The sequence below is a fragment of the Pseudomonas lijiangensis genome (assembly GCF_018968705.1).
Classification (GTDB): domain Bacteria; phylum Pseudomonadota; class Gammaproteobacteria; order Pseudomonadales; family Pseudomonadaceae; genus Aquipseudomonas; species Aquipseudomonas lijiangensis.
The window spans coordinates 4,976,529-4,993,785 of sequence record NZ_CP076668.1 but is presented as its reverse complement, the minus strand read 5'-3'; the positions used below and the strand labels follow the sequence as shown (position 1 = coordinate 4,993,785).

The window sequence follows — 17,257 nt, the reverse complement described above, 5'->3', positions numbered from 1 at the left end:
TATACCTTAGCCCATGGAACGCTACACATGAAGTAACTAAATTGTTTTGTGGTGTTGTTCGCGAATGAATTCGCTCCTACGCAGACCCTGCAACCGTTCGCAAATGAATTCCTCCTCCTGATCCGTAGGAGCGAATTCATTCGCGAAAGGCGATCAACGCCTGACCAGCAGAACCCCAGATTCCATGTGATGCGTATAGGGGAACTGGTCAAATAGTGCACAGCGCTCGATCCGGTGGGTATCGTGCAGTTGGGCGATGTTGGCGGCCAGGGTTTCCGGGTTGCAGGAGATGTACAGGATGCGATCGAAGCGGCGGGTCAGCTCGCAGGTGTCCGGGTCCATGCCGGCCCGTGGCGGGTCGACGAACACGCTGGCGAACTCATAGCTCTTCAAGTCCACGCCTTGCAGGCGGCGGAAAGGACGTACATCGTTCAGCGCCTGGGTCAGCTCTTCTGCAGACAGACGCACCAGCGTGACGTTATCCACCGCGTTGTCATCCAGGTTGCTCAGCGCAGCATTCACCGACGTCTTGCTGATTTCGGTCGCCAGCACTTTGCGCACGCGGGTGGCCAGCGGCAGGGTGAAGTTGCCGTTGCCGCAATACAGCTCCAGCAAATCGTCGCTACGCTCGCCCAGCGCGTCATAGGCCCAGTTGAGCATTTTCTGGTTCACGCTGCCGTTTGGCTGGGTGAACGCGCCTTCAGGCTGGCGATAGCTGAACGTGCGACCGGCGACTTCCAGCTTTTCGGTCACGTAATCCAGGCCGATCACCAGGCGCTGGCCTTTGGAACGGCCGATCAGGCTGACATTCAGCTCGCTCGCCAATGCCTGAGCTTCGGCCTGCCATTCCTCGTCCAGCGGGCGGTGATAGCACATGGTAATCATGGCATCGCCCGCGAGGGTGGTCAGGAAGTCCACCTGGAACAGCTTGTGATTCAGCGTCGGGCTGGCTTCCCAGCGTTCGCGCAGCACAGGCATCAACGCATTGATACGTTCGCTGGCAATCGGCAGGCCTTCGAGCAGGATCGGCGTCTTGTTGTCGCCCGGCGCGAACATGGCGTAGTAACGCTTCTGGTCTTCGCGCCACAGGCGAAACTCCGCACGCAGGCGGTAATGCTCGCGTGGCGAGTCGAATATCTGCGGCTCGGGTGCGTCGAAAGGGGCCAGCAGCTCACGCAACCGGACGGCTTTTTCTTCGAGCTGACGATCGTAGCTCGCGGGATCGAAAGGAACACTCATGCGTTGAACCAGCCCAGCTTGATCACGAACAGAATCGACAGGATCACCAGCGCCGAATTCAGCTCGCGCCCGCGTCCCGAAAGCAGCTTGATTGCTGTCCAGGAAATGAAGCCAAAGGCGATGCCGTTGGCGATGGAGTAAGTGAAAGGCATGGCCAGGGCGGTAATCACCACCGGGGCCGCGACGGTGAGGTCTTCCCAGTCGATTTCGGCCATGCCGGAAGCCATCAGCACGGCAACGAACAGCAACGCCGGTGCCGTGGCGAAAGCAGGTACGCTACTGGCCAGTGGTGCGAAGAACAGCGCCAGCAGGAACAGCACGCTGACCACGATGGCAGTCAGGCCGGTGCGGCCACCGGCACTGACGCCGGCTGCGGATTCGATGTAGCTGGTGGTGGTCGAGGTACCCAACAGCGAGCCGGCCATGGCGGCGGTACTGTCGGCGATCAGCGCACGGCCCATTTTCGGCATGTGCCCGTCCTTGCCCATCAGGCCCGCACGCTTGGCGACGCCGATGAGGGTGCCGGAGTTATCGAAGATATCCACGAACAGGAAGGCGAAGATGATGCTGACCAGTCCAACGTCCAGCGCACCCATGATGTCCAGTTGCAGGAAGGTCGGAGCCAGGGAAGGCGGCATCGACACCACGCCGCCGAACGGCGTGAAGCCCAGCAGGATGGAGGCGAGGGTGGTGACCAGAATGCCGATCAGTACTGCACCGCGGACCTTGAGCTGGTCCAGCGCCACGATCAGGAAGAAGCCCAGGGTCGCCAGTATCGGCGCCGGTTGTTTCAGGTCGCCCATGCCAATCATGGTGGCCGGGTTACTGACCACGATGCCGGCGTTATGCAGGGCGATCAGTGCCAGGAACAGGCCGATGCCCGCTGCAATGGCCGAGCGCAGGGGCAGGGGAATGCTGTTGATGATCCACTCGCGGATCTTGAACAGCGACAGCAGGAAGAACATCACCGCCGAAATGAAGACCGCACCCAGCGCCACCTGCCAGGTATGGCCCATGTGCAGGACCACGGTGTAGGTAAAGAAGGCATTGAGGCCCATGCCCGGTGCCAGGGCAATCGGGTAGTTGGCGATCAGGCCCATCACGGCCGAGCCAATGGCGGCGGCCAGACAGGTGGCGACGAACAGCGCGCCCTTGTCCATGCCGGTTTCGCCCAGGATGCTCGGGTTGACGAACAGGATGTATGCCATGGCCAGGAAGGTCGTGACGCCCGCCAGTATCTCGGTCCTCACGTTGGTGTTGTGTGCCTTGAGTTGAAACAGCCTTTCCAGCATGTCTGGCTCTCCGTAACGCGGCCTGCGTCGTGAATGTTTGACTCCAGAAGCAAAGCACAGGCTGACGCAGCAGCCCGCCGTTTCTGCGAGTCGGAAAAAGCCGCGCATCATACCAGCAGGTTGAGGCTGTGGCTGCTCTGTGAAGTGCTCCTTATCGGCTCGGCACAAAGAGCGTCCTGCAGCATGAGACAACTCGCCACGCGTCAATAGACCACACGGCTTCAAGGCCCGAATGGGACTACTCTTTCATGGTCGGTTGATCTGCATCATTGCGTTCACGCATTCAGTGTGAACCGAAAGCATGAAACCAGCATCGAGATACTCATCAGAAGACTTCCGATGCACCGACTCCCTGACCGTGGGGCAATCGCTGATGGCTTTCCGCCAAAGGCTGGTATCACCTGAAGAGAGGAAGAATCATGTTCGGTTTGGAGGCACTCGATCTTGCCCGAATCCAGTTCGCATTCACGATTTCGTTCCACATCCTGTTTCCTGCCATCACCATCGGTCTGGCGAGTTACCTGGCTGTGCTCGAAGGCTTGTGGCTGAAAACCAACAACGACGTCTACCGCGATCTTTACCATTTCTGGTCGAAGATATTTGCCGTCAACTTCGGCATGGGCGTGGTTTCCGGGCTGGTCATGGCCTATCAGTTCGGCACCAACTGGAGCCGCTTTTCCGACTTTGCCGGTGCGGTTACCGGGCCGTTGCTGACCTATGAGGTGCTGACGGCGTTCTTCCTGGAGGCGGGCTTCCTCGGTGTGATGCTGTTCGGCTGGAACCGGGTCGGCCGCAAGCTGCACTTCTTCTCGACGGTCATGGTCGCCATCGGCACCCTGATCTCCACCTTCTGGATTCTGTCGTCCAACAGCTGGATGCAGACGCCGCAAGGTTTTGAAATCATCGACGGTCGTGTGATCCCCACCGACTGGTTCGCAGTGGTCTTCAACCCGTCCTTCCCGTATCGCCTGGCGCACATGTCGATTGCCGCCTTTGTGGCGACCGCTTTCTTTGTCGGTTCTTCGGCGGCCTGGCATCTGTTGCGTGGCCGCGACACGCCAGCGATACGCACGATGCTGTCGATGGCCATGTGGATGGCGTTGCTGGTCGCGCCGTTGCAGGCCGTCGTTGGTGACTTCCACGGCTTGAACACGCTCAAGCACCAGCCGGCAAAAATCGCCGCCATCGAAGGCCACTGGGAAAACGTCGGTGACGAGCCGACGCCTCTGATCCTGTTCGGCTGGCCCGACATGAAGGAAGAGCGGACTAAATACGCCGTGGAAATTCCTTATCTGGGCAGCCTGATCCTGACTCACAGCCTGGACAAGCAAGTTCCGGCGCTCAAGGAGTTCAAGCCTGAAGACCGGCCGAATTCGACCGTCGTGTTCTGGTCGTTCCGGATCATGGTCGGCCTGGGTTTCCTGATGATCTTTACCGGGTTGTGGAGCCTCTGGCTGCGCAAGCGTGATGCGCTTTATAGCAACCGTGCTTTCCTCTATCTGGCCTTGTGGATGGGCCCCTCGGGACTGATCGCGATCCTGGCGGGCTGGTTCACCACGGAAATCGGTCGTCAGCCCTGGGTCGTCTACGGCCTGATGCGCACGGCGGATGCTTCGTCCGGCCACAGCGTCACGCAAATGAGCATTACCCTGGTGCTGTTCGTGGTCGTCTACTTCCTGCTGTTTGGCGCCGGCCTCAGTTACATGATGCGTCTGGTGCGCAAAGGACCGAAGAAACACGTCGAGCATACACCGACCGGCGGTCCCGGCCAGAAACGTACGCCAGCCCGTCCGCTCTCCGCTGCCGTAGAAGGCACCGAAGACGGCGACAACCTCGACAGCCTGAGCAAGGGGAACTGAGTCATGGGCATCGATCTTCCACTGATCTGGGCGGTCATCATCATCTTCGGCATCATGATGTACGTGGTGATGGATGGCTTTGACCTGGGCATCGGGATTCTCTTCCCGTTCATGAAAGACAGCTCCGACCGCGACGTGATGATGAACACCGTCGCTCCGGTCTGGGACGGTAATGAAACCTGGCTGGTACTGGGTGGTGCGGCATTGTTCGGGGCTTTTCCCATGGCCTATGCGGTGGTGCTGTCGGCACTCTATCTGCCGCTGATCTTCATGCTGATGGGGCTGATCTTTCGTGGAGTGGCTTTCGAGTTCCGCTTCAAGGCCACTGAAGAGAAGCGTCACCTGTGGGACAAGGCGTTCATTGGCGGCTCACTGGTTGCGACCTTCTTCCAGGGCGTGGCGCTGGGGGCTTTCATCGAAGGCATCCCGGTGGTCAATCGCGAGTTCGCCGGTGGTTCGCTGGACTGGCTGGCGCCGTTCCCGATGTTCTGTGGCCTGGCCCTGATCGTCGCTTATGCGTTGCTGGGCTGCACCTGGCTGATCATGAAGACCGAAGGCCCGTTGCAGAAGGCGATGCACGATCTGGCACGTCCCCTGGCGCTGGCGACTTTGGCGGTCATCGGTATTGTCAGCCTCTGGACGCCACTGGCTCACCCGGACATCGCGCAGCGCTGGTTCAGCCTGCCCAACCTGTTCTGGTTCATGCCCGTGCCGATTCTGGTGCTGGTCACCCTGTACGGCCTGTTCAAGGCAGTAGCCCGCAATGCCCATTACACGCCGTTCCTGCTGACGCTGCTGCTGATCTTTCTGGGCTACAGCGGCCTGGGAATCAGTCTGTGGCCCAATATCATTCCGCCGTCGGTCTCCATCTGGGCGGCTGCGGCTCCGCCTCAGAGTCAGGGTTTCATGCTGGTGGGCACGCTGTTCATCATCCCGTTCATTCTGGGGTACACCTTCTGGAGCTATTACGTGTTCCGCGGGAAGGTGACTGCCGAAGACGGTTACCACTAGAGGAGATTGGCGATGTCTGGCAAGAACTCCATGCACGACAAGGATCCGGCGCTGAGCAAGCCGCTCTGGCAGCGGCTGGCCTGGCTGGTCGGTATCTGGGCAGGCAGTGTCTTTGCGCTGTTCATCGTGGCCAGTCTGATGCGCATGTTCATGAATGCAGCAGGATTGACCACCCACTGATCACCCTGCACTGAATTCCCATCCCGTGTTTTGTGGACACGGTTTCATGACCCTCCTTGCGGAGGGTTTTTTTTGAGGTTTATTTACGGGCTTTAAGAATCACGAACTTGGGCGTTGCGGCGACCTGTTCCACGCCGCGAAACAGCCGTGCCAGTTTGCTGTGATAGCCCAGATGGCGATTGCCGACGATATACAGCGCGCCACCGACCACCAGTGAAGCCCGCGCCTGAAGGAACATGCGCCAGGCCAGGAAATCACCGACCACCTGCTGCTGGTGGAAGGGCGGGTTGCAGAGCACCACATCCAGAGAATCCGGTTCCTGGCTGGCCAGGCCATCACCGGCACGAATCACCACCTCGCGGGCTCCCAGCGTTGCCTGCCAGTTCTCGGCGGCCGACTGTACGGCCATGAAGGACTCATCCACCAGCGTGTAATGAGCCTGCGGGTTATCCAGGGCGCTTGCGATGGCAAGCACGCCATTGCCGCAGCCCAGATCGGCAACTCTGGCCGAGCCGAGGTTTTTGGGTAGGTAAGGCAGGAAGGCACGGGTGCCGATATCCAGGCCGTCGCGACAGAATACGTTGGCGTGGTTGACCAGTTCGATGGCGGGTTGATCGAGCGTGTAACGGGTCGGGTAGGGCGAAGCCAGGACGGGCCTGGATTCTTCTGGAGTGCAGAACAACAGACGTGCCTTTTTTACGGCCAGTGATGCCTGGACCGGGCCTACATATTCTTCCAGCAGTTCACCGGCCGAGCGTGGCAGGTGCTTGACCATCGCCGCTGCGATCACCCGGGCACCCGGTGCCAACTGGCCTTGCAGGCGAATGAGCTGTTCTTCCAGCAATGCCAGGGTCTTGGGAACCCGGATCAGTACCCAGTCGAAAGGGCCGTTCAATGGCTCGCTGGCCGGGATCACAGGTACGGCGTCATAGGCCATGCCATTGCGGGTCAGGTTCTTTTCCAGACCTTGTGCTGCCAGATACGAATCGGTGCTGCTGACCACCGTTGCATGCTGCGCGAGGCTTGCGGCCAATGCACCAAAGCTGTCGTTGAGTACCAGTACCTTGCTCTGCAGGGTCAGGCCGGTTTCTGCCACATGGTTCAGCAGGTATTCATCCGCCGCATCAAATGCCTGCAACGGCTCATCTTGTTGTTCGGGTTGGCGAATGAGATCAAGTTGAGCGAAAGGACTGGTCAGCACGGGCATGGGCAGGAAAACTCTGGGAATCGACGTATGTCATGCGAGCCCGGCATCTGATGGGCTCGCTGAGATCGGCAAGTTTACGTGCTTTTTGCTGTTTGGCACCCTCCATGTTGCGGGTCGATTGCCGACCTCTTCAGAACATCCCTCTCAAGGCTGCCTGGACGGCGGCAGCTGTCTTGTTGCAAACCCCCATTTTCTGTATCGCACTGGCGATATGAAAATGAATGGTGCGCTCTTTCAGGCTCAGGATGATTGCGATGTCGCCCGCTGTCTTGCCTTCCGCGGACCATTTGAGGATCTCGATTTCTCGTTGTGTCAGGTTTTTTGCCGGAAATGGGGATGGTGAGTTGAACTCCATGGATCCCATGATCGCCTCCATGCCTTTGATGGCGAGTTGTTTCTGTATTGTCTAAGCAGTCTAGAAAAAAACCATCGTGTCCAGATTGCGAGTGAAGCTATCTAGACGAGTGGTGTAATGGCCTTTGCGTATTCAAAAGAGTGTCTAAAGGGCTGTAACACTGGTGGGAGCTGGGTTGCGGCTTTACAGGGCGTACAGGCTTACAACCAACGAAATACGGCCCCAAGAACCAAATACTCTAAATTGCCGGTGTGCAATGTCGCTCAAATCACTACAAACAGCCGGTGTTTATCGAGCGCGCTTTGGAGGACACTGGAAACCTTTTCCAGCTCTGGAGCCAGAAGCCTCCCATGACCGCCAGCGAAGACAAGTTCACCCGGCAGACACTTCAGCGTGTGACGCCGTTGACCGACAATCTGTTTACTCTGCGCACCACTCGCGATCCCGGGTTCCGTTTTCGTGCCGGGCAGTTCGCTCGTCTTGGCGTGACCAAAGCCGATGGCAGCACGGTATGGCGCCCCTACTCGATGGTTTCTGCACCCCATGACGAGTTTCTGGAGTTCTTTTCCATCGTGGTTCCGGGCGGGGAGTTCACCAGTGAGCTGAGCCGTCTGCGCGAAGGCGACACCTTGCTGGTGGAGAAACTGGCGACCGGTTATCTGACGCCGGACCGTTTTGTCGACGGGCGAGACTTGTGGCTGTTATCCACAGGCACGGGCGTCGCGCCTTTTCTCTCGATCCTTCAAGACTTCGAGATCTGGGAAAAATTCGAGCGCATCATTCTGGTTTACAGCGCCCGGGAGTCCAGGGAGCTGGCTTATCAACAGTTGATTGGCGAGTTGATGCAGCGCGATTATCTGGTCGAGTACGCCGACAAGTTCCTGTTTCTGCCCACCGTGACCCGTGAGCATCATTCTGGCGCCTTGCATGGCCGGATCACGCACCTGATCGAAAATGGCGAGCTGGAGCGTGCCGCCGGTGTCGAGCTGACGCCCGAGCATTCGCGAGTGATGATTTGCGGCAACCCGCAGATGATCGACGACACCCGGGCCGTGCTCAAACAGCGCAACATGCAACTCAACCTGACCCGTCGGCCGGGGCAGGTTGTTGTGGAGAATTACTGGTAGCGTTTTCGCGCGTCTGTGGGAGGCAGCTTGCTGGCGACAGCTTCAAAGTCGCCAGCAAGCTGCCTCCCACAGTCTTGTACTTCAAACCGGACGACTTGGGTCCACGGTAATCGGTGCCGCCGGCTTGTTCTGCTCTTTGAGCAAATCTCGAATCTCGCCCAGCAGGACTTCTTCCTTGGAAGGTGTCGGTGGCAGTGTCGGGGCCTTGGCTTCTTCGCGCTTGAGGCGGTTGATGGCCTTGACGCCCATGAAGATGGCGAACGCGACGATGACGAAGTCGAGCACGGTCTGGATGAACTTGCCGTAGGCCAGCAGCACGGCAGGCGTTGTGCCTTCGGCCGCTCGCAGGGTAATGGCAAGGTCACTGAAGTCCACGCCGCCGATCAACAGGCCCAGCGGGGGCATGATCACGTCGCCGACGAATGACGAAACAATCTTGCCGAATGCCGCACCAATGATGATACCCACGGCCATGTCGACCACGTTACCTTTGACGGCGAAGGCCTTGAATTCGCTTAATACGCTCATGGGTCATTCCTTGTTGCAGATGGATGTGATCGGAATCAGTGTAACGGAGCAATCTGTATCCTGCCGTGTACAGGTTCAATCGACCGGGGCTGGCGCGGTAAGTTTTATCTTTTTCAGTAAAAAACGGGTTCCGACGGCGCGGCATTCGCTGCGTTATCATGCTGCTTTTTACGATTGGGGTTGTCATGGCCAAGGCCAAACGCTTGTACGGCTGCACGGAGTGCGGCGCGACTTTTCCCAAATGGGCGGGCCAGTGCAGTGACTGCGGCGCCTGGAACACGCTGGTTGAAACCATGCTGGAAAGCGGAGCCGCCGCCCCTCCCAGCGGACGCACCGGCTGGACGGGCTCGCAGGCCCAGATCAAGACCCTGGCCGAGGTCAGCGTCGAAGAAATTCCACGCTTCTCTACCAAGTCCAACGAACTGGATCGTGTTCTGGGTGGCGGTCTTGTGGATGGCTCGGTCGTATTGATCGGTGGCGATCCGGGGATCGGGAAGTCCACTATCCTGCTGCAAACCCTGTGCAATATCGCCGAGCGCATGCCGGCGCTGTATGTGACGGGGGAAGAGTCCCAGCAACAGGTGGCCATGCGCGCCCGGCGCCTTGGCTTGCCACAAGACAAACTGCGGGTGATGACCGAAACCTGCATCGAATCCATCATCGCGACTGCCCGTGTCGAGCATCCCAAGGTCATGGTGATCGACTCCATCCAGACGATCTTCACCGAACAACTGCAATCCGCTCCCGGCGGCGTGGCACAAGTGCGGGAAAGTGCCGCCTTGCTGGTGCGTTACGCCAAGCAGAGCGGCACGGCGATTTTCCTGGTCGGCCATGTCACCAAGGAAGGCGCGCTGGCCGGGCCTCGGGTTCTGGAGCATATGGTGGATACCGTTCTCTATTTCGAGGGCGAGTCGGATGGACGCCTGCGGCTGCTCCGGGCTGTGAAAAACCGTTTCGGGGCCGTGAACGAGCTGGGCGTGTTCGGCATGACGGACAAGGGGCTCAAGGAAGTCTCCAACCCGTCAGCGATTTTCCTGACCCGTGCTCAGGAAGAAGTGCCCGGCAGCGTGGTCATGGCGACCTGGGAAGGGACGCGGCCCATGCTGGTGGAAGTTCAGGCGCTGGTGGATGACAGCCACATGTCCAACCCGCGGCGGGTGACGCTGGGGCTCGATCAGAACCGTCTGGCCATGCTGCTGGCGGTGCTGCATCGTCATGGCGGCATACCGACCCACGATCAGGACGTGTTCCTCAATGTGGTGGGCGGTGTGAAAGTGCTGGAAACCGCGTCTGACCTGGCATTGATGGCAGCGGTCATGTCGAGCCTGCGCAACCGGCCATTGCCTCATGATCTGCTGGTGTTCGGGGAAGTGGGGCTTTCCGGCGAGGTCAGGCCGGTGCCCAGCGGTCAGGAACGCTTGAAAGAGGCTGCCAAGCATGGCTTCAAGCGAGCCATCGTGCCCAAGGGCAATGCCCCCAAGGAAGCGCCGCCCGGTTTGCAGATCATTGCGGTGACCCGTCTGGAACAGGCGCTGGATGCGTTGTTCGAGTAGGTGAGTTATTTGTTCCTTCGCGAATGAATTCGCTCCCACACCCAGATTGTGACTCCTGTGGGAGCGACTTCAGTCGCGAACTCAAATCTCGATCAATGCCGCCAGTTCCCGGTCCAGCTCAGCCGGATCTCCCAGGTTGAGCTCTACCAGCCGCTTCAGATGGCTGATCGATTCCAGTCCGATGTGCAGGCAGACAAACCCGAGATGCTGGTTGTCGTCATGGGTCAGCTTCACATCCATCTGCACGTAGGCATCGTCGCTGAGGTGAATGTCCACCAGAAAGTGCTCATCCGGATCACCTGTCCAGGGTTCCGGCCGTTCGATGAGCAGTCCTTTCAGAGAGAGATCGAGCAACTGCACTTTCCAGTTGTGGTTGCCCTGGTTGAGGTCGGTCTTGGCATCGAAAGCGATGCGCTTGAAACGACGGCGATCTGAGGGGGAGTCGGTCATCAGGTGAACTCTCGTGGTATCGACTGACGCTGGGTCAGCGGACATGCCATGGATAATGGCACCCTTGTTTAGGCACGATAGACCTGAACGGAGTTGCCGAACAGTTCTGTGGATAACTTTTATTGCTTCTGTCGATTCGTTTGCAGGAAGGGGAGGCGTTATTTACGTTTTGACAGGCTATTAAAGCGCTCTAGACCATGGTTGGGGGTGGTCTTTCGCTCCGACAGGGCTAAACTCGGGATGCTTGCCTTCTAGTCAACTCTGCTGGAATAAGAAAATGAAAAATAACAATAGCCTAATGCGCCATGTGCCGTGGGTGCTTCTCGCAATTATTGGGGCTTGTGCCCTGGGGGTGGTGGCACTGCGTCGTGGCGAGGCAATCAATGCCTTGTGGATCGTGGTCGCTGCTGTAGCTATTTATCTGGTCGCTTATCGTTACTACAGTCTTTTCATCGCCAACCATGTCATGCAGCTCGACCCGCTGCGGGCAACCCCGGCGGTGGTCAACAACGATGGTCTGGACTATGTGCCGACCAACAAGCACATCCTGTTCGGTCACCACTTCGCAGCAATCGCCGGTGCAGGCCCACTGGTTGGCCCGGTACTGGCCGCGCAGATGGGGTATCTGCCCGGTACGCTCTGGCTGATCGCCGGTGTGGTGCTGGCAGGTGCGGTACAGGATTTCATGATCCTGTTCCTCTCCACGCGCCGTAACGGTCGTTCCCTGGGCGATATCGTCCGCGAGGAAATGGGCCGTATCCCAGGCACCATTGCCCTGTTCGGCTGCTTCCTGATCATGATCATCATCCTCGCGGTGCTGGCGCTGATCGTGGTCAAGGCCCTGGCTGAAAGCCCGTGGGGCATGTTCACGGTCATGGCGACGATCCCGATCGCGATGTTCATGGGCGTTTACATGCGCTACATCCGTCCGGGCCGCATCGGTGAAATCTCCATCATCGGCGTGGTCCTGCTGCTGCTTTCCATCTGGGTAGGCGGCTCGGTGGCTGCGGACCCGGTCTGGGGCCCGATGTTTACCTTCACCGGTGTACAGATCACCTGGATGCTGGTGGGCTACGGCTTCGTTGCAGCAATGCTGCCGGTATGGCTGCTGCTCGCACCGCGTGACTATCTCTCCACTTTCCTGAAAATCGGCACCATCGTCGCGCTGGCCATCGGCATTCTGATTCTGGCTCCCGAGCTGAAAATGCCGGCCCTGACCCAGTTCACCGACGGTACTGGCCCGGTCTGGAAAGGCGCGCTGTTCCCGTTCCTGTTCATCACCATTGCGTGTGGTGCGGTGTCGGGCTTCCACGCCCTGATTTCCTCCGGTACCACGCCCAAGCTGCTGGATAACGAAAAGAACGCCCGCTACATCGGTTACGGCGGCATGCTGATGGAGTCCTTCGTCGCCATCATGGCCATGGTTGCCGCCTCGGTGATCGAGCCGGGTGTGTACTTCGCCATGAACAGCCCGCCTGCAATTGTGGGCACTGATGTGGTGACTGTGGCGCAAACCGTCAGCAACTGGGGCTTTACAATTACCCCGGAGCAACTGACCGCCGTGGCCAATGACATCGGCGAGCACACCATCCTGGCCCGTGCCGGTGGTGCTCCGACTCTGGCAGTGGGTATCGCGCAGATCCTGCACCAGGTCCTGCCGGGTGAAAACACCATGGCGTTCTGGTACCACTTCGCGATTCTGTTTGAAGCCCTGTTCATCCTGACCGCTGTCGACGCCGGTACCCGTGCCGGTCGCTTCATGCTTCAAGACCTGCTGGGCAGCTTCGTACCTGCTCTCAAGCGCACCGAGTCCTGGGTAGCCAACGCCATCGGTACCGGTGGTTGCGTCGCACTCTGGGGTTACCTGCTTTATCAAGGCGTGATCGACCCGCTGGGTGGCATCAATACCTTGTGGCCGCTGTTCGGTATCTCCAACCAGATGCTTGCCGGTATCGCCCTGATGCTTGCCAGTGTGGTCCTGATCAAGATGAAGCGTCAGCGCTACGTCTGGGTGACCTTGCTGCCTGCGTCCTGGCTGCTGATCTGCACCGTGACCGCGAGCCTGATCAAGCTGTTCGACTCCAACCCTGCCGTTGGCTTCCTGGCCCTGGCCAAGAAGTACAGCACTGCAGCGGATGCCGGTCAGATCCTGGCTCCGGCCAAGAACATGGATCAGATGCAGCACGTGATCTTCAACGCTTACACCAACGCCGGTCTGACCATCCTGTTCCTGTTCGTCGTGTCCAGCATCCTGTTCTACGCGCTGAAAGTCGGTCGTGCGGCGTGGATCAAGAAAGAGCGCAGCGACAAGGAAATGCCCTATCAGGCCATGCCTCCTGGGTCGCAGGTGTGATGACGTTCATGAAAAGAGGAGCTGCCCATGTTCAATGACCTGAGTCGCCTTGGGAAATACCTCGGTCAGGCCGCGCGCCTGATGGTGGGCATGCCGGACTACGACACTTATGTCGAGCACATGCAGACCAAGCACCCGGACAAGCCGTTGATGAGCTACGAGGAGTTCTTTCGCGAACGCCAGGAAGCTCGTTACGGCGGCAAGGGTGGTCCCAAGTGTTGCTGATCCTCTGATCTGCGTTATCGTTTGAATCGACGCGCCACAGGCCAACACCTGTGGCGTTGTCGTTTTTACAGGTCTCTGCAGGACTGATCGGTATTACTCTGCAGGACCGGATTCATCCGGGAAGGCGATGTACCGGACATATTGAATTGCTGGAGTACACATGACTGTTGCGCAACCCATCCCCGTCACCGTCTTGACCGGCTTTCTGGGAGCCGGCAAGACCACGCTGCTGCGTCATTTGCTCAAGGCCGAACATGGCCTGAAAATCGCGGTCATCGAAAACGAATTCAGTGAGGCTGGCATCGACAGCCAGTTGCTCGGCACAGACCCTGTGCAGGTCATGACGCTTTCCAATGGCTGCGTCTGCTGCACCATCCATACCGACCTGACCAAAGCCCTTTATCTGCTGCTGGAGCGCCTGGACAGCGGTGAGATTGCCTTTGACCGTCTTGTCATCGAATGCACCGGCCTTGCCGATCCGGCTCCCGTTGCGCAAACCTTCTTCATCGACGAAGAACTGCGCGAGCGCTACATCCTCGACGGCATCATCACCCTGGTGGATGCCGCCCATGCCGACACCCACCTGGCCCAGACCATCGCCCAGGCGCAAATAGGCTTTGCCGACCGTCTGCTGGTGAGCAAGCGCGACCTGGTGGACGACCAGGCATTCCAGACACTGTCGACCCGCCTGACCCGCATCAACCGCCGCGCACCGATTCGCATCGTCGAGCACGGCAAGATCGACCTGTCCGAATTGCTGGACGTCAGAGGCTTCAACCTCAACGCCGACCTCGGCGGCGGAGTGACCCTGCGCCCGCTTGCCCCGGCAGGCAAATCCGCCGACCGCATCTCAAGCCTGGTGCTGCGCAGCGACAAACCGCTGGATATCGACAAACTCAGCGGGTTCATGAACGAACTGCTCGAAGACCACGGCAAACAACTGCTGCGCTACAAAGGCGTACTCAATATCGCAGGCGAACCCCGGCGGATGGTGTTTCAGGGCGTGCTGAAACTCTATGGCTTCGACTGGGACACCGAATGGGCAGAAGACGAAAAGCGCGAAAGCGTGATCGTGTTCATTGCCGATGAGTTGCCGGAGGAGAAGATTCGGGCGGCGTTTGCGGAGATGGTGGGCGTGTAACACTTGTTGGAGGGGCCTTGGCCGCGACGACCTGCTCGAGGGCAATACATTTTCAGCGCCTTCAAACAGGCTGTCACGGCCAAGGCCCCTCCCACGGATTGTGGCCCAGCCATCTGATTTCGTAGGAGCGGATTTATCTGCGAGACATTATTGAAGGCGATACATTTAGGGCTTTTTGTGAGGATTGTAAGAAATTGCTGAGAGTTAGGTCGCCCTGAAAATCCAGGTCATAGCGGCCATTCGTTTTGATGCGTAGCAGATCTCCTGCGAATGCAGTAAAAGCTTTCTTATAGAAAAAACTGCGACACGGCTTCTGCTCAGAAGCCTCCTACATACATTAATAAGCAGCGTTGCCAAAATAGCCGTTCAGTTTCGGAAGTCTTGTTTTGAGGTTCTCGTTTTCATTTAGATGAACGAATAACCCATACATAAACCCACAACGATCTGGCGGCCTTAACCATGAAAATCGACAGTCATATCGTTATCTCATGTCTGGCCGTACTGACGGCGCAGTCAGGTATAACGCTCTACCTTCCGTCCTTGCCCTCAATTGCCGAAGCTTTTCAGGCCAGCAACAGCTTTTCGGCGCTGACACTTTCGGTATTTCTGGCGGGGATGGGGCTGCCGATGTTGTTGTGGGGCAAGGCTGCGGCTTTACTGGGCAGCAGGGCAACAATGATCTGGGCGCTTTTGCTGTTTTCTGTTAGCAGTCTGGGCGCCGGGTTATCAACCGACACCTCCATGTTCATCGTTTGCCGTACTGCTCAAGGGACTGCTGCTGGAGGCATTTCAGTCATGGCCCGCGTGCTGTTACGCGATAACTTCAGCGCTCGGCAGTTGGCACAAGCCCTGAGCTGGCTGTCGATCTGTTTTGTGATATCTCTGGGGCTGGCGCAGTTTGTAGGGGCGTTGATACAGGCCGTCTGGGGATGGGAGTCGGTTTTTTTCACAAGTGCTGCCTTGAGCTCTGCATTGATCTTTCCTGTTGCGCGCTACATTCCGTATATAACGACGGATCGCCAGTCCTCGAGATCAGGTCGAAAAATATACGGTGCCCTCATTCGAGACGTTCACTTCATGCGCCCGGTATTGGCGGGCGGCCTGGGTTATGGCGTAATTATTCTTTTCGCCGCTGTTGCTCCAGTGCTCTTTCAACTGCGCTTCAACTGGACTGCCGTGGAGTATGGCTGGATAGGCTGGCCAATCAGCGGTGCTTATATGCTTGGCGCCTTGTCGGTCGGTTGGCTGCTTTCAACGCGCAGTCAGTATCAGAGTCTGATACTTGGATTGAAGCTTCTGGCGTTGGGTGCCTTGCTCATGGGGGCAGGGTACTTTCTGTTTCCGGCAACAGCCTCTGCCTTGTGGCTGCCTTACTGTTTGTTGCTGTTCGGTCAGGGCATCGTTTATCCACTTTGCCAATCCCTTGCTAATCAAAGTGCGCCCGTCAGCGGTCCCTACGCCATGGCATTGACCGGATTCATACATCAGGCGATGGCTGCCTGCTGTGGGTTGATAGCCAGTGCTTTACCATCGGATCAGCCTGGGCCATTTACGCTTGTCTGTATCGTCCTTGCCACTCTGGCCTTGGGCATCTACTCGTCAGGTCATGTGAAAACCGCCCATACCCATAAATGAAAAAGCCCGGGCTTTTTCATTCAACCAGTGGTGCGCTATAAAGCTCCGTAAACCGGCAGATATTCTGTGCTTGTACGCTGAAGTCGCCAGCAAGCTGCCTCCCACAAATTGATTTATCGCCTTCACTGATCAGCATTAGCCAATAGCCATTCCCCGTTCAGGTTTAATAGCTTCTATCCCCTCAGAACAAGAGACATGTCTGAATATTGATCACACATGAAGTCGACGAATGCGCGAACCTTTGGAGCTGCAAGCCGCCTGGATGTGTGCAAGACCCAAAGCGCTGGCTCCACACCTGATACTGTTCCCCACTGAACCAACTCACCGCTGGCAAGCTGGTTCCAGGCTATGGACTGTGGAATCAGGGCTGCACCGCCACCGGCGATAGCTGCATCGCGGACCATCAGTAACGAAGAAAACCGCATTTTCGGGATCGGCTCCAAGACCAACTGACCGCCATCCAGACTCCAGTGCGTTGGCTGGAAAGTCGATGTCACGATGCCGGGTACTGGTCTGATTGCGCCGGGCATAGGCCTGGGAATTTCAGGCGCCGCTACAACGATCAACCGGTCCTTGGCGAAACACCGTCCGACCAGACTGCTGTCCGGGCTTGGGTTGATGCGGATAGCGACGTCAAATTGCTCCTCCACCAGATCCACCATGCGATCTTCCGCCATTACCTCAATAAATACTTCCGGGTAGGCCGCACAGAACTCGGCACCAATACGGCCCATCGCGAGCTGCGAGAACAGGATCGGTGCCGCCACCCGCAAACGTCCGCGAGGCGTTGAAACGCCTTCACGTGCCGCAGTCATGGCTTCGGTCACTTCGCTCAGCGGCCCTTCCGTTCGGGACATAAGCAGCTCACCTGCCTCGGTGAGCTTCAAGCCACGCGCGCTGCGCTCAATCAGCCTTACGCCCAGTTGCTCTTCAAGGTCGTAGATTCGACGCGACAAGGTAGCTTTGGAAATACCGCTCGCGCGGCTTGCCTTTCCCAACCCCGCATTGTTAGCGACGAGAATGAAATCGATGAGCGCGTTGAGGTTCATGGTGTTCCATATTTGAATCGAGGTGTCTGGATTTTGTGGTCTTCGTTTTATAA

16 protein-coding genes are annotated in these 17,257 nt (G+C 58.1%); 9 read left to right on the top strand and 7 right to left on the bottom strand.

All coding sequences use genetic code 11. The annotated features are described in order from the left end of the window. Positions 1 to 153: 153 nt before the first annotated feature. Positions 154 to 1,239, bottom strand: a complete 1,086-nt coding sequence (gene trmA / locus KQP88_RS20920; protein ID WP_216704076.1) for a tRNA (uridine(54)-C5)-methyltransferase TrmA — start codon at positions 1,237 to 1,239, stop codon at positions 154 to 156. After that, positions 1,236 to 2,531, bottom strand: coding sequence for an NCS2 family permease (locus KQP88_RS20915; protein ID WP_117182052.1), 1,296 nt, complete (start codon positions 2,529 to 2,531; stop codon positions 1,236 to 1,238). Before KQP88_RS20915 ends, trmA begins: the two co-directional genes overlap by 4 nt. A 419-nt stretch (positions 2,532 to 2,950) precedes the next feature. Here KQP88_RS20915 and KQP88_RS20910 point away from each other — a divergent pair, with 419 nt between their 5' ends. The 3 genes from KQP88_RS20910 to KQP88_RS20900 are packed head-to-tail and all read left to right on the top strand — an operon-like array spanning position 2,951 to position 5,581. Beyond that, complete coding sequence (locus KQP88_RS20910; RefSeq protein ID WP_216704075.1) at positions 2,951 to 4,390, top strand: cytochrome ubiquinol oxidase subunit I; 1,440 nt, start codon at positions 2,951 to 2,953, stop codon at positions 4,388 to 4,390. A 3-nt stretch (positions 4,391 to 4,393) separates the two neighbouring features. Continuing rightward, positions 4,394 to 5,401: a cytochrome d ubiquinol oxidase subunit II gene (cydB, locus tag KQP88_RS20905; RefSeq protein WP_200994706.1), complete on the top strand. Its 1,008-nt coding sequence runs from the start codon at positions 4,394 to 4,396 to the stop codon at positions 5,399 to 5,401. A 12-nt stretch (positions 5,402 to 5,413) separates the two neighbouring features. Further along, positions 5,414 to 5,581, top strand: coding sequence for a DUF2474 domain-containing protein (locus KQP88_RS20900; protein WP_038400044.1), 168 nt, complete (start codon positions 5,414 to 5,416; stop codon positions 5,579 to 5,581). 79 nt (positions 5,582 to 5,660) lie between these two features. Here KQP88_RS20900 and KQP88_RS20895 read toward each other — a convergent pair whose 3' ends face one another. Further along, positions 5,661 to 6,788, bottom strand: a complete 1,128-nt coding sequence (locus KQP88_RS20895) for a methyltransferase (protein ID WP_200994705.1) — start codon at positions 6,786 to 6,788, stop codon at positions 5,661 to 5,663. Positions 6,789 to 6,918: 130 nt separating this feature from the next. After that, complete coding sequence (locus KQP88_RS20890) at positions 6,919 to 7,152, bottom strand: helix-turn-helix domain-containing protein (RefSeq protein WP_117163446.1); 234 nt, start codon at positions 7,150 to 7,152, stop codon at positions 6,919 to 6,921. A gap of 341 nt (positions 7,153 to 7,493) precedes the next feature. On the opposite strand from KQP88_RS20890, the gene KQP88_RS20885 reads away from it, so the two are divergent. Then, positions 7,494 to 8,270, top strand: coding sequence for a ferredoxin--NADP reductase (locus tag KQP88_RS20885; protein WP_200994704.1), 777 nt, complete (start codon positions 7,494 to 7,496; stop codon positions 8,268 to 8,270). Between the two features lie 81 nt (positions 8,271 to 8,351). On the opposite strand, the gene mscL is transcribed toward KQP88_RS20885, so the two are convergent. After that, complete coding sequence (mscL, locus tag KQP88_RS20880) at positions 8,352 to 8,798, bottom strand: large-conductance mechanosensitive channel protein MscL (RefSeq protein ID WP_200994703.1); 447 nt, start codon at positions 8,796 to 8,798, stop codon at positions 8,352 to 8,354. A 185-nt stretch (positions 8,799 to 8,983) separates the two neighbouring features. Between mscL and radA the strand changes: the two genes are divergently transcribed. Next, the gene (gene radA / locus KQP88_RS20875; protein WP_200994702.1) at positions 8,984 to 10,351 is read left to right on the top strand and encodes a DNA repair protein RadA; all 1,368 of its coding nucleotides are present in this window, start codon (positions 8,984 to 8,986) and stop codon (positions 10,349 to 10,351) included. An 81-nt stretch (positions 10,352 to 10,432) separates the two neighbouring features. Here radA and KQP88_RS20870 read toward each other — a convergent pair whose 3' ends face one another. Continuing rightward, positions 10,433 to 10,801: a PilZ domain-containing protein gene (locus tag KQP88_RS20870; RefSeq protein ID WP_200994701.1), complete on the bottom strand. Its 369-nt coding sequence runs from the start codon at positions 10,799 to 10,801 to the stop codon at positions 10,433 to 10,435. 277 nt (positions 10,802 to 11,078) lie between these two features. Here KQP88_RS20870 and KQP88_RS20865 point away from each other — a divergent pair, with 277 nt between their 5' ends. The 4 genes from KQP88_RS20865 (at position 11,079) to KQP88_RS20850 (ending at position 16,155) form a co-directional block, all read left to right on the top strand. Beyond that, positions 11,079 to 13,154 carry a carbon starvation CstA family protein gene (locus tag KQP88_RS20865; RefSeq protein ID WP_200994700.1) on the top strand — a complete coding sequence of 692 codons (2,076 nt, stop codon included), beginning with the start codon at positions 11,079 to 11,081 and terminating at the stop codon, positions 13,152 to 13,154. A gap of 27 nt (positions 13,155 to 13,181) precedes the next feature. Beyond that, positions 13,182 to 13,379, top strand: a complete 198-nt coding sequence (locus KQP88_RS20860) for a YbdD/YjiX family protein (RefSeq protein WP_025261897.1) — start codon at positions 13,182 to 13,184, stop codon at positions 13,377 to 13,379. A 160-nt stretch (positions 13,380 to 13,539) separates the two neighbouring features. Then, positions 13,540 to 14,520, top strand: a complete 981-nt coding sequence (gene yjiA, locus KQP88_RS20855; protein ID WP_216704074.1) for a GTPase — start codon at positions 13,540 to 13,542, stop codon at positions 14,518 to 14,520. A gap of 459 nt (positions 14,521 to 14,979) precedes the next feature. Beyond that, on the top strand, positions 14,980 to 16,155 hold the full coding sequence (locus KQP88_RS20850; RefSeq protein ID WP_216704073.1) for an MFS transporter: 1,176 nt from the start codon (positions 14,980 to 14,982) through the stop codon (positions 16,153 to 16,155). Between the two features lie 173 nt (positions 16,156 to 16,328). Here KQP88_RS20850 and KQP88_RS20845 read toward each other — a convergent pair whose 3' ends face one another. Then, entirely contained in the window at positions 16,329 to 17,204 is an 876-nt protein-coding gene (locus tag KQP88_RS20845; RefSeq protein WP_216704072.1) for a LysR substrate-binding domain-containing protein, read from the bottom strand. Positions 17,205 to 17,257: the final 53 nt, after the last annotated feature.

What these genes read in the sequence shown, in the direction of transcription:
- trmA (WP_216704076.1), bottom strand. Translation starts at nt 1,239, where the DNA reads ATGAGTGTTCCTTTCGATCCCGCGAGCTACGATCGTCAGCTCGAAGAA.
- KQP88_RS20915 (WP_117182052.1), bottom strand. Translation starts at nt 2,531, where the DNA reads ATGCTGGAAAGGCTGTTTCAACTCAAGGCACACAACACCAACGTGAGG.
- KQP88_RS20910 (WP_216704075.1), top strand. Translation starts at nt 2,951, where the DNA reads ATGTTCGGTTTGGAGGCACTCGATCTTGCCCGAATCCAGTTCGCATTC.
- cydB (WP_200994706.1), top strand. Translation starts at nt 4,394, where the DNA reads ATGGGCATCGATCTTCCACTGATCTGGGCGGTCATCATCATCTTCGGC.
- KQP88_RS20900 (WP_038400044.1), top strand. Translation starts at nt 5,414, where the DNA reads ATGTCTGGCAAGAACTCCATGCACGACAAGGATCCGGCGCTGAGCAAG.
- KQP88_RS20895 (WP_200994705.1), bottom strand. Translation starts at nt 6,788, where the DNA reads ATGCCCGTGCTGACCAGTCCTTTCGCTCAACTTGATCTCATTCGCCAA.
- KQP88_RS20890 (WP_117163446.1), bottom strand. Translation starts at nt 7,152, where the DNA reads ATGGGATCCATGGAGTTCAACTCACCATCCCCATTTCCGGCAAAAAAC.
- KQP88_RS20885 (WP_200994704.1), top strand. Translation starts at nt 7,494, where the DNA reads ATGACCGCCAGCGAAGACAAGTTCACCCGGCAGACACTTCAGCGTGTG.
- mscL (WP_200994703.1), bottom strand. Translation starts at nt 8,798, where the DNA reads ATGAGCGTATTAAGCGAATTCAAGGCCTTCGCCGTCAAAGGTAACGTG.
- radA (WP_200994702.1), top strand. Translation starts at nt 8,984, where the DNA reads ATGGCCAAGGCCAAACGCTTGTACGGCTGCACGGAGTGCGGCGCGACT.
- KQP88_RS20870 (WP_200994701.1), bottom strand. Translation starts at nt 10,801, where the DNA reads ATGACCGACTCCCCCTCAGATCGCCGTCGTTTCAAGCGCATCGCTTTC.
- KQP88_RS20865 (WP_200994700.1), top strand. Translation starts at nt 11,079, where the DNA reads ATGAAAAATAACAATAGCCTAATGCGCCATGTGCCGTGGGTGCTTCTC.
- KQP88_RS20860 (WP_025261897.1), top strand. Translation starts at nt 13,182, where the DNA reads ATGTTCAATGACCTGAGTCGCCTTGGGAAATACCTCGGTCAGGCCGCG.
- yjiA (WP_216704074.1), top strand. Translation starts at nt 13,540, where the DNA reads ATGACTGTTGCGCAACCCATCCCCGTCACCGTCTTGACCGGCTTTCTG.
- KQP88_RS20850 (WP_216704073.1), top strand. Translation starts at nt 14,980, where the DNA reads ATGAAAATCGACAGTCATATCGTTATCTCATGTCTGGCCGTACTGACG.
- KQP88_RS20845 (WP_216704072.1), bottom strand. Translation starts at nt 17,204, where the DNA reads ATGAACCTCAACGCGCTCATCGATTTCATTCTCGTCGCTAACAATGCG.